14 protein-coding genes and 1 riboswitch are annotated in these 12779 nt (G+C 71.8%); of the genes, 7 read left to right on the plus strand and 7 right to left on the minus strand.

The genetic code is table 11. The features are described from left to right. The 3 genes from bioD to bioB all read right to left on the minus strand — a co-directional run. A partial coding sequence (gene bioD / locus GKQ77_RS17085; protein ID WP_219689641.1) for a dethiobiotin synthase occupies positions 1 to 722 on the minus strand: 722 nt, incomplete at its 3' end. Position 723: 1 nt separating this feature from the next. Continuing rightward, the gene (locus tag GKQ77_RS17090; RefSeq protein ID WP_219689642.1) at positions 724 to 2004 is read right to left on the minus strand and encodes an adenosylmethionine--8-amino-7-oxononanoate transaminase; all 1281 of its coding nucleotides are present in this window, start codon (positions 2002 to 2004) and stop codon (positions 724 to 726) included. Further along, on the minus strand, positions 1997 to 3202 hold the full coding sequence (gene bioB, locus GKQ77_RS17095) for a biotin synthase BioB (protein ID WP_219689643.1): 1206 nt from the start codon (positions 3200 to 3202) through the stop codon (positions 1997 to 1999). Before bioB ends, GKQ77_RS17090 begins: the two co-directional genes overlap by 8 nt. A gap of 120 nt (positions 3203 to 3322) precedes the next feature. On the opposite strand from bioB, the gene GKQ77_RS17100 reads away from it, so the two are divergent. Then, entirely contained in the window at positions 3323 to 4531 is a 1209-nt protein-coding gene (locus GKQ77_RS17100; RefSeq protein ID WP_219689644.1) for an 8-amino-7-oxononanoate synthase, read from the plus strand. Positions 4532 to 4566: 35 nt separating this feature from the next. Here the strand turns inward: GKQ77_RS17100 and GKQ77_RS17105 are convergent, their stop codons facing one another. Both GKQ77_RS17105 and GKQ77_RS17110 read right to left on the minus strand, forming a co-directional pair. After that, complete coding sequence (locus tag GKQ77_RS17105) at positions 4567 to 4791, minus strand: DUF397 domain-containing protein (RefSeq protein ID WP_219689645.1); 225 nt, start codon at positions 4789 to 4791, stop codon at positions 4567 to 4569. Between the two features lie 9 nt (positions 4792 to 4800). After that, the gene (locus GKQ77_RS17110; RefSeq protein WP_219689646.1) at positions 4801 to 5667 is read right to left on the minus strand and encodes a helix-turn-helix domain-containing protein; all 867 of its coding nucleotides are present in this window, start codon (positions 5665 to 5667) and stop codon (positions 4801 to 4803) included. Positions 5668 to 5941: 274 nt separating this feature from the next. On the opposite strand from GKQ77_RS17110, the gene GKQ77_RS17115 reads away from it, so the two are divergent. Continuing rightward, positions 5942 to 6394 (plus strand): ATP-binding protein, encoded by a 453-nt coding sequence (locus tag GKQ77_RS17115; RefSeq protein WP_219689647.1) that lies wholly within the window; start codon positions 5942 to 5944, stop codon positions 6392 to 6394. Between the two features lie 18 nt (positions 6395 to 6412). Here GKQ77_RS17115 and GKQ77_RS17120 read toward each other — a convergent pair whose 3' ends face one another. Continuing rightward, complete coding sequence (locus tag GKQ77_RS17120) at positions 6413 to 7330, minus strand: LysR family transcriptional regulator (protein ID WP_219689648.1); 918 nt, start codon at positions 7328 to 7330, stop codon at positions 6413 to 6415. Between the two features lie 193 nt (positions 7331 to 7523). On the opposite strand from GKQ77_RS17120, the gene GKQ77_RS17125 reads away from it, so the two are divergent. After that, complete coding sequence (locus tag GKQ77_RS17125; RefSeq protein WP_219689649.1) at positions 7524 to 8147, plus strand: LysE family translocator; 624 nt, start codon at positions 7524 to 7526, stop codon at positions 8145 to 8147. Positions 8148 to 8194: 47 nt separating this feature from the next. Here GKQ77_RS17125 and GKQ77_RS17130 read toward each other — a convergent pair whose 3' ends face one another. Beyond that, positions 8195 to 8668: a C40 family peptidase gene (locus tag GKQ77_RS17130; RefSeq protein ID WP_125510846.1), complete on the minus strand. Its 474-nt coding sequence runs from the start codon at positions 8666 to 8668 to the stop codon at positions 8195 to 8197. Positions 8669 to 8671: 3 nt separating this feature from the next. Next, positions 8672 to 8839: riboswitch (cyclic di-AMP (ydaO/yuaA leader) on the minus strand. A gap of 807 nt (positions 8840 to 9646) precedes the next feature. Here GKQ77_RS17130 and GKQ77_RS17135 point away from each other — a divergent pair. From GKQ77_RS17135 to GKQ77_RS17150, 4 genes are read left to right on the plus strand one after another with little or no spacing between them, the layout of a single operon-like run. Next, positions 9647 to 9949: an urease subunit gamma gene (locus tag GKQ77_RS17135; protein WP_125510840.1), complete on the plus strand. Its 303-nt coding sequence runs from the start codon at positions 9647 to 9649 to the stop codon at positions 9947 to 9949. A 17-nt stretch (positions 9950 to 9966) separates the two neighbouring features. Next, on the plus strand, positions 9967 to 10311 hold the full coding sequence (locus GKQ77_RS17140; protein WP_219689650.1) for an urease subunit beta: 345 nt from the start codon (positions 9967 to 9969) through the stop codon (positions 10309 to 10311). Next, positions 10304 to 12025 carry an urease subunit alpha gene (locus tag GKQ77_RS17145; RefSeq protein WP_219689651.1) on the plus strand — a complete coding sequence of 574 codons (1722 nt, stop codon included), beginning with the start codon at positions 10304 to 10306 and terminating at the stop codon, positions 12023 to 12025. Before GKQ77_RS17140 ends, GKQ77_RS17145 begins: the two co-directional genes overlap by 8 nt. A 29-nt stretch (positions 12026 to 12054) precedes the next feature. Further along, positions 12055 to 12729: an urease accessory protein UreF gene (locus GKQ77_RS17150; RefSeq protein WP_219689652.1), complete on the plus strand. Its 675-nt coding sequence runs from the start codon at positions 12055 to 12057 to the stop codon at positions 12727 to 12729. Positions 12730 to 12779: the final 50 nt, after the last annotated feature.

Genomic DNA, 12779 nt, shown 5'->3' on the forward strand with positions numbered 1-12779 from the left:
GGCCCCGGCGCGTGCCTCCGCGTGAAGGCCTCCGCTTCCCACGTGCCGCCCAGCGCGGGAGCCAGCCAGCTCCCGGCCGAGGCGCGGAAGTCCTGGACGTCCAGGGCGGCGGCGTTCTCCGGGATCGCGCCGAGGAGCGGGGCGTCCGCCTGGCCCGGGAGGTCCGCCAGATTGCAGCGGGAAGCCAGGTCGGGGACGGCCGGCCAGCTGCCGATGGTGACGCCGAGCTGACGTACGCCGCGTGCCCGCAAGCCCTCCGCCGTGAGCGTCGTCATGTTCAGCGTGCCGAGGCCCGCCGGTGTCACCACCAGGACCGGTGCGTCCAGCAGCCTCGCGGCGTCGGCGAGCGTGCCGCCCTCGTCGTCGAGGCGCACGAGCAGCCCCCCCGCCCCCTCCACCAGGACCAGGTCGTGCTCCGCCGCCAGCTTCCCGGCGGCGTCGGCCACATCGTGCGGACGCACCATCGCCATCCCGGCCCGCCGCGCTGCTGTGTTGGGCGCCAGCGGCTCGGGGAAACGCGCGAGTTCGAGCGTGGTGAGGTCACCGCCCGCGAGCCGCGCCACCTCCTGCGCGTCGCCCGGCTCCCCGGGCGCGACGCCGGTCTGCGCGGGCTTGAGCACCGCCACGCTCCGCCCGGCCGCCACCGCCACCGCGGCCACCGCGGCCGTCGTCACCGTCTTGCCGATCTCCGTGCCCGTCCCGGACACCACGATCACCGTCATGTCAGCCCTCCCTGGCCGCCGCGCACACCGCGCGCGCGATCTGTGCCACGTCGTCGTCGCACGTGATGAACGGCGGCATCGTGTAGATCAGATCGCGGAACGGCCGTACCCACACGCCCTCGCGCACCGCCGCCCGGGTGGCCGCCGCCATGTCCACGGGGTGGTCGAGCTGGACGACACCGATCGCCCCGAGGACGCGGACCTCCCGTACGGAAGCGAGGTCCCCGGCCTCCGCGAGGCCGTCGCGCAGCCCCGTCTCGATCCGCTTGACCTCGGTCGGCCAGTCCTGCCCGAGAAGCAGATCGATGGAGGCACTTGCCACCGCGGCGGCCAGCGGATTGCCCATGAACGTCGGCCCGTGCGCGAGGACCGGCACCTCGCCCCGCGAGATGCCGTCCGCGACCCGCGGCGTGCACAGCGTCGCCGCCATCGTCAGATAGCCGCCGGTCATCGCCTTGCCCACGCACATCACATCGGGGGTGACCCCCGCGTGGTCCGCCGCGAACAGCGCGCCCGTGCGGCCGAAGCCCGTCGCGATCTCGTCGAGGACCAGGAGCACGTCGTGCGCGTCGCACGCCTCGCGCAGCACCCGCAGGTAGTCGGGGGAGTGGAACCGCATCCCGCCCGCGCCCTGCACCACGGGCTCCACGATCACCGCGGCCAGTTCGCCCGCGTGCCGCTCGATCAGCTCGCGCAGATGGTCCGCGTACGTCTCCTCGTACGCCACCGGAGGCGCGTCCGCGAAGACCTGCGTCGGCAGGACCCCCTGCCACAGCTCGTGCATACCGCCCTGGGGATCGCAGACGGACATCGGCTGCCAGGTGTCGCCGTGGTAGCCCCCGCGCCAGGTCAGCATCCGCCGCTTCTCGGGGCGGCCGAGCGAACGCCAGTACTGCAGACACATCTTCACCGCGACCTCGACCGAGACCGAGCCGGAGTCGGTCAGGAAGACATGTTCGAGGCCTTCGGGAGACATATCGACAAGACGTTTCGCCAGCGCCACGGCGGGCTCGTGCGTGAGCCCGCCGAACATCACATGGCTCATCCGGTCGAGCTGGCCGCGCACCGCGTCGTTCAGCACCGGGTGGTTGTAGCCGTGGATCGCGGACCACCACGACGACATGCCGTCGATCAGCTCGCCCGAACCGTCCGCGAGCCGCAGCCGCACCCCGCTCGCCGACTCGACGACCAGCGGATCCTCACGCCCCGGCATCGGACCGTACGGATGCCACACATGGCGACGGTCCAGCTCGCGGAGGTCGCCCAGGGAAAGGTCAGGCATTGGGGGCCAGGTCCGTTCCCGCGCCCCGGCGGCGCACCGCCACCAGGTCCGTGCGCGCCTCGTTGGACTCCGCCGCGGGCTCGCTCGTCCCGCAGGGGCCGCAGCCGCCACCGCCCTCGTGCGAACCGCAGCCCTGGCCCTCGTGGGAGCCGCAGCCCCGCGCCGCGTGCGAGCCGCAGCCCTCCGCCGCGTCAACGCGGTGCTCCGGCAGCGTCACTTCGTCCGTGCCCTCGACCACGAAACCGGCGTCCGCGATCATGTCCAGGTCCGCCTTGCCCGCCTGGCCCTCGCTGGTCAGATAGTCGCCGAGGAAGATCGAGTTGGCGATGTTCAGCGCGAGCGGCTGCATCGAGCGCAGATGGACCTCGCGGCCCCCCGCGATGCGCACCTCGATGTCCGGGCAGACGAAACGCACCATCGCGAGGATCCGCAGACAGCGCTGCGGAGTGAGGTTCCACTCCTTGGCAAGCGGCGTGCCCTCGAAGGGGATCAGGAAGTTCACCGGCACCGAGTCCGGGTCCAGCTCGCGCAGCGAGAAGACCACGTCCACCAGGTCATCGTCGCTCTCGCCCATGCCCGCGATCAGCCCCGAACAGGCCGAGAGCCCCGCCGCGTGCGCCTTCTGGACGGTGTCCACGCGGTCGGCGTAGGTGTGCGTCTTGGTGATGTCGGCGTATGTCGCCTCGGACGTGTTGAGGTTGTGGTTGTACGCGTCCGCGCCCGCACCCCGCAGCCGCTCCGCCTGCCCGTCCGAGAGCAGGCCGAGGCACGCGCACACCTCGACGCCCTCGTTCGCCTCCTTGACCGCCGCGATGGTCTGCGCCACCCGGTCGACGTCACGGTCGGTGGGCCCGCGCCCGCTGGCCACCAGGCAGACCCGCTTGGCGCCACCCGCGACACCGGCCGCCGCGGCCTGCGAGGCCTCGTCGGGCTTCAGCCACGTGTACTTGAGGATCTCGGCCTTCGAGCCGAGCCGCTGCGAACAGTACGAGCAGTCCTCGGGGCACAGGCCCGACTTGAGGTTGACCAGATAGTTGAGTTTCACCCGTCGCCCGAACCACTGCCGCCGTACCTTCCCGGCGGCGGCCACTACGTCCAGGAGATCGTCGTCGGAGGTGGCCAGTACGGCCAGCGCCTCTTCACGGGTCGGCAGCTCGCGCCGAAGCCCCTTGTCCACCAGCGTGTTCAGCAGATCCATGGCGCTGATCCTTACGTACGGCAGGCGCCCCGGCCAAGGAGACTTCGCACAACAGAACCGGTTTGAGGTGTGGGTATTGCCACATACTGGCCAGGTGGCAGGACGGCTAGGGTCTGTGCAATGTCTACAAACAGGCACCCCGCGCCACAGGCGCCGAGCCCGTCCGGCGCCGTGGGCCCGCCGCCCGCGACGCGTGCGCCGTTCGACTGGATCGACGAGCAGGCCCGGCTGCGCGCCGACGCCGGACTCGTCCGCACCCTGCGCCCGCGCGCCGCCGACGCGGGCGGCCTGATGGACCTGGCGAGCAACGACTACCTGGGCCTGACCAGGCATCCGGAGATCATCGAGGGCGCCGCCGAGGCGGCCCGGCGGTGGGGCGGCGGCGCCACCGGCTCCCGGCTCGTCACGGGCTCCACGGAACTCCACGCCGAGCTGGAGCGGGAACTCGCCGAGTTCTGCGGCTTCGAGGCGGCGCTCGTGCTCTCCTCCGGCTACGCGGCCAACCTCGCCGCGGTCACCGCGCTCGCCCCGCACGGCTCGCTGATCGTCTCCGACGCGGGCAACCACGCCTCCCTGATCGACGGCTGCCGCCTCGCGCGCGCCACGACCCACGTGGCGGCGCACGCCGACCCCGCGGCGGTGCGCAAGACCCTGGACGCCCACGACGGGCCCGCCGTCGTGGTGTCCGACACGGTGTTCTCGGTGGACGGCGACGCCGCGCCGCTGGACGAACTGGCGAACGTATGCCGGGAGTTCGGTGCCGGACTCATCGTCGACGACGCCCACGGTTTCGGTGTGCTGGGCGACGGCGGCCGGGGCGCCCCGCACGCCGCCGGGCTCGCGGGGGCCGCCGACACGGTGGTCACCCTCACCCTCTCGAAGTCCTTCGGCAGCCAGGGCGGCGCGGTGCTCGGGCCCGCCAAGGTCATCGACCATCTGGTGAACGCGGCGCGGACCTTCATCTTCGACACGGGACTCGCACCCGCTGCCGTCGGCGCCGCGCTCGCGGCCCTGCGGCTGCTGCGCCGCGAGCCCGAACGCGCCGCGCGGGCCCGTCAGGTCGCCGCCGAGCTGCATCGGCTCCTCACGGCCGAGGGGCTTTCGGCGGTACGCCCCGACGCCGCCGTCGTCTCCGTGCGCGCGCCGTCACCGGAGTCGGCCGTGCGCTGGGCGGCCGACTGCCGGGCCGCGGGCCTGGCGGTCGGCTGCTTCCGGCCGCCGTCGGTGCCGGACGGGATCTCACGGCTGCGGCTGACCGCTCGCGCGGACCTCACCGGCCCACAGATCGCCGATGCCGTACGAGTGATCAGCCGCACCGCGCCCCGATGAGAGGGCCCGGCCCCCGCGCGGGGGCCGGACTCCGCTCACCGCAGGCTGTTGACGAACGTCTCCCAGGGGCCGGGGGAGAAGAGCAGGGCGGGCCCCGCGGTGTTCTTCGAGTCGCGCACGGCCAGCAGGCCGGCCGGCGCTCCGGAGTCGAGCGTGGCAGTCTCGACACAGTTGTTCATTCCATTGCTGCGGCTGCTGCGCTGCCACCGCGCGCCCTGAAGGGTGGTGCTTGAAGGTACGTACCGAGGCATTGCGGTCATGGTGCCTCCTTACGCGCCGGCGCTCAGCCCGGCGATGAAATTCTTTGAGTCCTCGGGAGAAAGCGCCTGTTCCTGAAGGGAGTTGAAGGCCTCCGTGTACGCCTGGAGGTCTTCTCTCCGTTCGAGGTAGAGGCTACTCGTCAAGTGGTCGAGAACGACCACATCCAGATCAGCAATGTTCCGAAAAGAGAACATAACGAAAGGCCCGATGAGGCCCACATGCTCTCCGGAGGAGAACGGCAGCACCTGAAGTCGCACCTGCGGCAACAGCGTCACCTCCCTCAACCTTGCGAGCTGCCCGGCGAAGACCCCCGGCCCGCCCACCGGACGGCGCAAAACCGCCTCGTCCAGGACCGCGCTCAGGCGCAGCGGCGGGTCCGCGCGCAGCACGTCCTGCCGCGCCAGACGCACCTCGACCAGCGAGTCGACCTGCTCGTCGGAGAGCCCGCGCAGCGCGGCCCGGGTCACCGCACGCGCGTACTCGGGAGTCTGCAGCAGGCCGGGGACCACCGAGGTCTCCAGGGTGCGCACCCAGCCGGCCTGCGCCTCCAGGCTGATGTAGTCGCGGTAGGCGGCGGGCAGCAGGTCGCGGTAGGCCTTCCACCAGTGGTGACGCCCCGAACTGCCGGTCTCGTCGGTCCCGGCGAGCGCCACGAGCAGCTCGCTGAGGTGGGGGTCCCGCACCTCGTACGCGTCGAGCAGAAGGCGTACGTCGGGGGCCTTCACGCCGCTGCGGCCGGTCTCGATCCGGCTCACCTTCGACTGGTGCCAGCCCACCTTCGCGGCGGCCTGGCTGCTGGTGAGACCCGCGAGGCCGCGCAGCGCGCGCAGTTCGGCGCCGAGCCGGCGGCGGCGCACCGCGGGGCCGTGCTGCATGTCCGTCTCCTTCCGGACCGAGCCGTCAAGTCTCCCGGCGACAGAGCGGGGGACAGAGGCGACAGTAGAGGAAGTACAGTGCCCGCGCCCAAATACGGTCGGTCGTAGCAGAGTTCACCGCTTCGAGCGACAGATATATGCACATCTCGGTGGATCGCCACCCGTGACCGGCAAAGGAGTGGGACGCTGGCGTGAAGCACCAGTCCGGGGCCGTCCTCGGGTCATCCGCTACGAGTTCGGAGACCGGCCCCGGTGGGAAAGGGACAGCGTCGCCATGGCAGACCACCAGGAAGCATCCGTCACTCTGCCGAGCGATCCCGCCTCGGTCTCCGCCGCCCGGAAATACGTGGCGAACGTCCTTACGGAATGGGGCCTGCCCGGCGATGCCGAGGTGGGGGACACCATCAGACTCATCGTCTCCGAACTGGCGACGAACGCCGTGCAGCACACCCGCGGGCAGTCGCCCACCTTCACCGTGGACGTCGAGCTCAACAGGGACGAGCAGCTTCGCATCGGCGTCACCGACAGCCACCCGCGCTATCCGAAGCGGCTTCCGGCCGCCGTCCAGCAGGACAACGGCCGCGGCATGGTCATCATCCGCTGGCTGACCGCCGAGTGCGGCGGCAGGCTCTCGGTCTGCCCCACCGCAGAGGGCGGCAAGACCGTGTGGATCGCCCTGCCGTGGACGGCGCCCGTCAAGCACCGGCACCGCGACCCCGCGCACTGACCGAGCGGCGCCCCCGGCTCAGTTAGTGCTCGCGGAGCGCCCGAACGCCCCGCGCAGCAGCGCCCGGAAGGAGTCCGCGGCCGCGTTCGGCTCATCGGTGCGATGCACCACGGAGATGGTCCGGCGCAGATCGCCGGGGTCGAGGAGCCGCATCCCGACGGGCGTCGCCGCGGTGCGCGCCACCATCTCCGGTACGACGGCGACCCCGAGCCCCGCGCTGACCAGGGCGCAGACCAAGGCGTAGCCCGGCGTGCCGACCACCACGGAGGGCGTCGCCCCGGCCCGCGCGAGGGCCCGCTCCACGGCCAGCCGGGGCGGGTGGTCGGGCGCCATGCTGATCAGCGGCTGTCCGGCCAGCTCGGCCGGCGCGAGCCGGGAGGTGCCGCTGGTGAGCGCGTGCCCCGGCTGGGTCACCAGGACCAGCTCCTCCACCAGGACCGGCTCGGCCGACACGGCGGCGGGCAGCGGCACCGGTTCGGCGGGCTCGTAGGTGTGGGTGAGGGCCAGGTCGATCTCGCCCGCCGCCACGGCCGCCACGCCGGACGGCGGCTCATGGCCCGTGACGGTCAGCTCCACCTCCGGGTGAGCCCTGCGGAAGGCCGTCAGGACCGGCGGCAGCAGGTGGATGCCCGCCGTCTGGAAGGTGCCCACGCGCAGCCGGCCTCCGGAGAGCCCGGCGAGCCGCGCCAGCTCGTGCCGGGCCCGCTCCATCTCGTCGAGCACCCGGCGGGCGTGGCCCACGAGCAGCTCACCCGCGCCGGTCAGGCGGGCCCCGCGGTGGTGGCGTACGAGGAGGGCGGTGCCCGCCTCCCGTTCCAGTTTGGCCAGCTGCTGGGACAGGGCGGGCACGGTGTAGCCAAGACGCTCGGCGGCCCGGGTGATCGAACCGGCCTCGGAGACCGCGACGAGTGCGGCGAGCCGTGTGGGGTCGTACATGGAGACCGTCCTCCCTCCGGCGTGCGCCTCGGGCCGGGGACGCGGCCTGAACGTCCGCGTCAACGTCCGCCCGGATGTCTGCGTCGACGTCCGCCCAGATGTCCGCCTGAATGTCCGCCTAAACGTCTGCTTAAGGCAGACCCAGGATATTCGACATACCCGCTGAAGGCCTCCGCGCGGCAGGGTGACTCGCATGGACGCACAACTGATCGCCTTCACCGGCGTCGCCGCGGGCATGGTCGTGATGCCGGGCGCCGACTTCACCGTCGTCGTACGCAACGCCCTCGCCTCACGGCGGGCCGGGGTCGCCTGCGCGGTCGGCGTCGCCGCCGGGCTCGTCGTGCACACGGCACTGGCGGTCGCGGGGGTCGCGGCGGTCCTCACGGCCGTCCCCGCGCTCTTCAAGGCGCTGCAAGTGGCCGGTGGGGCCTATGTGCTCTACCTCGCCTTCCGCGCGCTGCTCTCCGCGGCGCGGGCGCGCACCGCGTCGGGCGAGCCTGTGGTGCGGGGCGGCGGTCTGCGCGAGGGCTTCCTCACCAACGCCCTGAACCCGAAGGCGTCGATCACGTTCCTCAGCGTGCTGCCGCAGTTCGTGCCCGACGGCAGCCCCGCGATGCCGAGGACCCTGCTGCTGGCGGCCATCGTCGTGGCGTTCGCCCTGCTGTGGTTCCCGGTGGTGGCCCTCTTGGTCGACCGCCTCGGGGGCCGGCTGCGCAGGCCGCCGGTGGCCCGCGCCATCGAAGCGGGCACCGGCGCCGCGCTCGGCGCACTGGGTGTGGTGCTCCTGCTCGAACCCCTGGTGCCCCTAGTGGCGTGACGCCGCACGGCCGCTCGGGACGCGGCCGTACGGCGGGGCGGGCAGGGTCAGCGGACCCGGCCGTACCAGACGCTCTTGGTCCAGATCTTCTCCAGGCGCACGACGGCCCCCTTCTTGGGCGAGTGCCAGATACGGCCGTTGCCCGCGTAGATACCGACGTGGTAGACGTTGCGGCCCGAGTGGAAGAAGACGAGGTCGCCGCGGGTCCGCTGGGACTTGGTGATGTGCCGGGTCTTGTTGTACTGCGCGGCGGCGGTGCGCGGCAGCTTCTTGCCCGTGCGCTTGAACGAGTACAGCGTCAGGCCCGAGCAGTCGAACCGGTTGGGCCCGGCGGCGCCGTAGCTGTACGGGGAGCCCTTCTTGGACGCCGCGATCTTGAGCGCCTTCGTCCCGTGGGTGGCTGCCTCCGCTTCCGACGTGAGCCCGGGGGCCACGAGGGTGCCGCCTACGACGGCGAGCGTGAGAGCCGATGCGGCACCCGTCCTGCTGAGCAGCGACGGAACGTGATTCAGCGCGGTCATGCGTAACCCTTCGTCAGCCGCCTGTGAAGGATGACCTGTCGGGTTCGGGCAGGCGAAGATGCCCGGCCGCGTCGTGCTCTGCGGCTTCACCCCAAGGGCGTCGTCCGGACTTTCCGGACGGGCCCGCCGTGCTTGGGTCCTCCACTCCTGCCGGTGCACCGATGTCGACCGGTCATCCGGGCGGCGGCAGGACTCGGCGTCCGCCCGGATCGCCCCGCCGCTGTGGCGGAGGCTTGTCGTCGGAAGGGATCTTGACCCGAAAACGACTCGAAAACCGAGTCGAAACGGCGTTTTGTGAGGCTACTCACGACTGACCTGTTCGGGTGGACACTGCCGAATTCGACTCGTCGGCACCTGGTCTGACGAGGTCTCCACCAGCAGCGGAACGGTTCATTCCGCCGTCTTCATACACGCTGTGCGCAACTCTCGACCGCGTGATGAAGGGCCTTTGAATACGCCAACTGGGGTAGCCCGTCTGGTCCGTTTCAAATCGGACCCGGACGTTCCGAAGTGGCGGAGGGCTCGCTCGCGGGCGTGTCGGGGGCGGAGTGCACCTCGCTCTCGCCCCGCTGGTGGATGAGGGCCGGCGCGTCCCGCAAGGCGGTCGCCCGGCCGACCAGGTCGACGACTTCGAGGTGACGGAGGCAACTCAACCTCGGCGCGCGACAATTCGGGCGGCGGCGACAGTTCGGGCGGCGTCCGTGGCGCCGCAGTCACGCCCGATGACGGGTCGCCGAGCAGCACCGGCAGGCACTGGCTGGTATGGCGTGTCCCAGCTGACGGTCATGGGTCGGTCAACGGCTGGTTAACCTCGTTGAAACTCCTCCCAACTACCCTCCCCTCCCACGCCACCAGGGGTTTTCGTAGCGAGGGCGCGCAAGATCGCGCGTATTCGCTGTGTGTTACATCTATACCCGTCGCGGTGGCCGCGGCAGCCGGACCCCGCACGGTTCGGACGAGGACTGTGAGGTGGGACGCGTGCAACTGACCCCGCACGAGCAGGAGAGACTGCTCATCCATGTGGCGGCGGACGTGGCCGAGAAGCGAAGGGCGCGGGGACTGCTGCTCAACCACCCCGAGTCGATCGCCCTCATCACCTCCCACATCCTCGAGGGCGCCAGGGACGGCCGCACGGTCGCCGAGCTGATGTCGTCGGGGCGCAGGGTCCTCACCCGCGACGACGTCATGGAGGGCATCCCCGAGATGATCCACGACGTCCAGGTCGAGGCCACCTTCCCGGACGGCACGAAACTCGTCACCGTCCACGACCCGATCGTCTGACGGGGGTCACGCGCCTCATGCATGCCGCGCCGCACGGCACGGGCCACGGCCTCGTACCCGGAGAGATCCTCTTCGCGGACGAGCCCGTCCCCTTCAACGAGGGCCGCGAGGTCACCCGCCTCCTGGTCCTCAACGCCGCCGACCGCCCCGTCCAGGTCGGCTCCCACTACCACTTCGCCGAGGCCAACCCTGGTCTGGACTTCGACCGCGGCGCCGCGCACGGAAAGCGGCTCAACATCGCCGCGGGAACAGCCGTGCGCTTCGAGCCCGGAATCCCCGTCGACGTCGAACTCGTCCCGCTGGCCGGCAAGCGCGTCGTGCCCGGCCTGCGCGGCGAGACCGGAGGTGCCCTCGATGCCTGAGCTGTCCCGCGCCGTCTACGCCGACCTGTTCGGCCCCACGACCGGCGACCGGATCCGGCTCGCCGACACCGATCTGCTCATCGAGATCGAGGAGGACCGCGCGGGCGGCCCCGGCCGGTCCGGCGACGAGTCGGTGTTCGGCGGTGGCAAGGTCATCCGCGAGTCGATGGGCCAGTCCCGCGCCACCCGCGCCGAAGGGGCCCCGGACACCGTCATCACGGGCGCGGTGATCATCGACCACTGGGGGATCGTCAAGGCCGACATCGGCATCCGGAACGGCCGCATCACCGGCATCGGCAAGTCCGGCAACCCCGACACGATGGACGGCGTCCACCCCGACCTCGTCATCGGCCCGGAGACCGAGGTCCTCGCGGGCAACGGCAAGATTCTCACCGCCGGCGGCATCGACACGCACATCCACTTCATCTCGCCGACCATCGTCGACGAGGCTCTCGCCTCCGGCGTCACCACGCTCTTCGGCGGCGGCACGGGCCCCGCCGAGGGCAGCAAGGCGACCACGATCACCCCGGGCGCCTGGCACCTGGCACGGATGTTCGCCGCCATGGAGTCGAGCCCGGTCAACATCGGCTTCCTCGGCAAGGGCAACACCGTCAACGCCGAGTCCATGCACGCCCAGCTCCGCGCCGGCGCCGTCAGCTTCAAGATCCACGAGGACTGGGGTGCCACACCCGCCGCCATCGACGCCTGCCTGAACGTCTGCGAGGAGACCGGCGCTCAACTCGCCGTCCACACCGACACGTTGAACGAGGCGGGCTTCATCGACGCCACCTTCGACGCGGTCGCGGGCCGTACCCTGCACGCCTTCCACGTCGAGGGCGCGGGCGGCGGGCACGCCCCCGACATGATCACCGCGGTCTCGCTGCCGAACATGCTGCCAAGCTCGACCAACCCCACCCGCCCGCACACCGTCAACACCGTCGAGGAACACCTCGACATGCTGATGGTCTGCCACCACCTCAACCCGGCCGTCCCCGAGGACCTGGCCTTCGCCGAGTCCCGCATCCGGCCCACCACCATCGGCGCGGAGGACATCCTCCACGACCTCGGCGCCATCTCGATCATGTCCTCCGACTCCCAGGCGATGGGGCGCGTCGGCGAGGTCATCATGCGCACCTGGCAGACCGCGCACGTGATGAAGCGGCGCCGCGGCCTCCTGCCCGGCGACACCCGCGCCGACAACCGTCGCGCACGTCGCTATGTCGCCAAGTACACGATCAACGCAGCCGTCGCGCAGGGCATCGACCACGAGCTCGGCTCGGTGGAGAGCGGGAAGCTCGCCGACCTCGTGCTGTGGGACCCGGCGTTCTTCGGCGTCAAGCCGCAGGTCGTCCTCAAGGGCGGACAGATCGCGTACGCGCAGATGGGCGACGCCAACGCGTCCATCCCCACCCCGCAGCCGGTCCTGCCGCGCCGCATGTTCGGCGCGCACGGCAAGGCCCCCGCCCGCAACTCGGTCAACTTCGTCACCCAGTCGGCGCTGGACGACAACCTCCCCGAACGCCTCGGCCTCGACAAGCCCTTCATGGCCATCCACTCCACCCGCGGCCGCACCAAGGCGGACATGCGCGAGAACGACGCGCTGCCTCGCGTCGAGGTCGCGCCCGACAGCTTCGCCGTCACCATCGACGGCGAACTGGTCGAGCCGTCACCCGCCTCCCAACTGCCGCTTGCGCAGCGGTACTTCCTCTTCTGACGGCCCCGAAGACCACTGGCGACGATCACATGTCACGCGCAGCACTCCTCGTCCTGGCCGACGGCCGCTTCCCCGCCGGTGGGCACGCCCACTCCGGCGGCGCCGAAGCGGCCGTCAAAGCGGGCCGCGTCACCGGAGCCGCGAGCCTGGAGGCCTTCTGCCGTGGGCGGCTGCACACCAACGGCCTGGTGACGGCCGCCCTCGCGGCGGCAGCCGCCCTCGGCGTCGACCCCGTCGCCCTGGACGAGGCGGCCGACGCCCGCACCCCCTCGCCCGCCCTGCGGACCGCGGCGCGCCGGCTCGGGCGGCAGATGATGCGGGCCGCCCGCGCCACCTGGCCGCACCCCGAACTCGACGCGCTGGCCCGGCGGTTCCCCAAGGGCGCCCACCAGCCGGTCGTCCTCGGCCTTACCGCCCGCGCCGCCGGGCTCGGGCCCGAAGACGCCGCGTACTGCTCGGCGTACGAAGGGATCAGCGGCCCGGCGACCGCCACCGTGCGGCTGCTGAGCCTCGACCCCTTCGATGCCACGGCGGTCCTCGCGCGGCTCGCCCCCGATCTAGACCGGGTCGCGCGGGACGCGGTGGCGGCGGCCAGACGCGCCGCCGACGAGGGAGCCGATGCGCTGCCCGCGGCTTCGGCTCCGCTGCTGGAGATCGGGGCGGAGGCGCATGCGGCTTGGCCTGTGCGGTTGTTCGCCTCTTAGCGGCGCGCTGTCCTTCCGTACCTGACCTGGGGGCTGCGCCCCCAGACCCC

It is taken from the genome of Streptomyces anatolicus (assembly GCF_019400875.1).
GTDB lineage: Bacteria > Actinomycetota > Actinomycetes > Streptomycetales > Streptomycetaceae > Streptomyces > Streptomyces anatolicus.

Coding starts and splice junctions, on each gene's coding strand:
- GKQ77_RS17090 (WP_219689642.1), bottom strand. CDS start 2,004: ATGCCTGACCTTTCCCTGGGCGACCTCCGCGAGCTGGACCGTCGCCAT.
- GKQ77_RS17125 (WP_219689649.1), top strand. CDS start 7,524: ATGGACGCACAACTGATCGCCTTCACCGGCGTCGCCGCGGGCATGGTC.
- bioB (WP_219689643.1), bottom strand. CDS start 3,202: ATGGATCTGCTGAACACGCTGGTGGACAAGGGGCTTCGGCGCGAGCTG.
- GKQ77_RS17105 (WP_219689645.1), bottom strand. CDS start 4,791: ATGACCGCAATGCCTCGGTACGTACCTTCAAGCACCACCCTTCAGGGC.
- GKQ77_RS17120 (WP_219689648.1), bottom strand. CDS start 7,330: ATGTACGACCCCACACGGCTCGCCGCACTCGTCGCGGTCTCCGAGGCC.
- GKQ77_RS17115 (WP_219689647.1), top strand. CDS start 5,942: ATGGCAGACCACCAGGAAGCATCCGTCACTCTGCCGAGCGATCCCGCC.
- GKQ77_RS17130 (WP_125510846.1), bottom strand. CDS start 8,668: ATGACCGCGCTGAATCACGTTCCGTCGCTGCTCAGCAGGACGGGTGCC.
- GKQ77_RS17145 (WP_219689651.1), top strand. CDS start 10,304: ATGCCTGAGCTGTCCCGCGCCGTCTACGCCGACCTGTTCGGCCCCACG.
- GKQ77_RS17110 (WP_219689646.1), bottom strand. CDS start 5,667: ATGCAGCACGGCCCCGCGGTGCGCCGCCGCCGGCTCGGCGCCGAACTG.
- GKQ77_RS17150 (WP_219689652.1), top strand. CDS start 12,055: ATGTCACGCGCAGCACTCCTCGTCCTGGCCGACGGCCGCTTCCCCGCC.
- GKQ77_RS17100 (WP_219689644.1), top strand. CDS start 3,323: ATGTCTACAAACAGGCACCCCGCGCCACAGGCGCCGAGCCCGTCCGGC.
- GKQ77_RS17140 (WP_219689650.1), top strand. CDS start 9,967: ATGCATGCCGCGCCGCACGGCACGGGCCACGGCCTCGTACCCGGAGAG.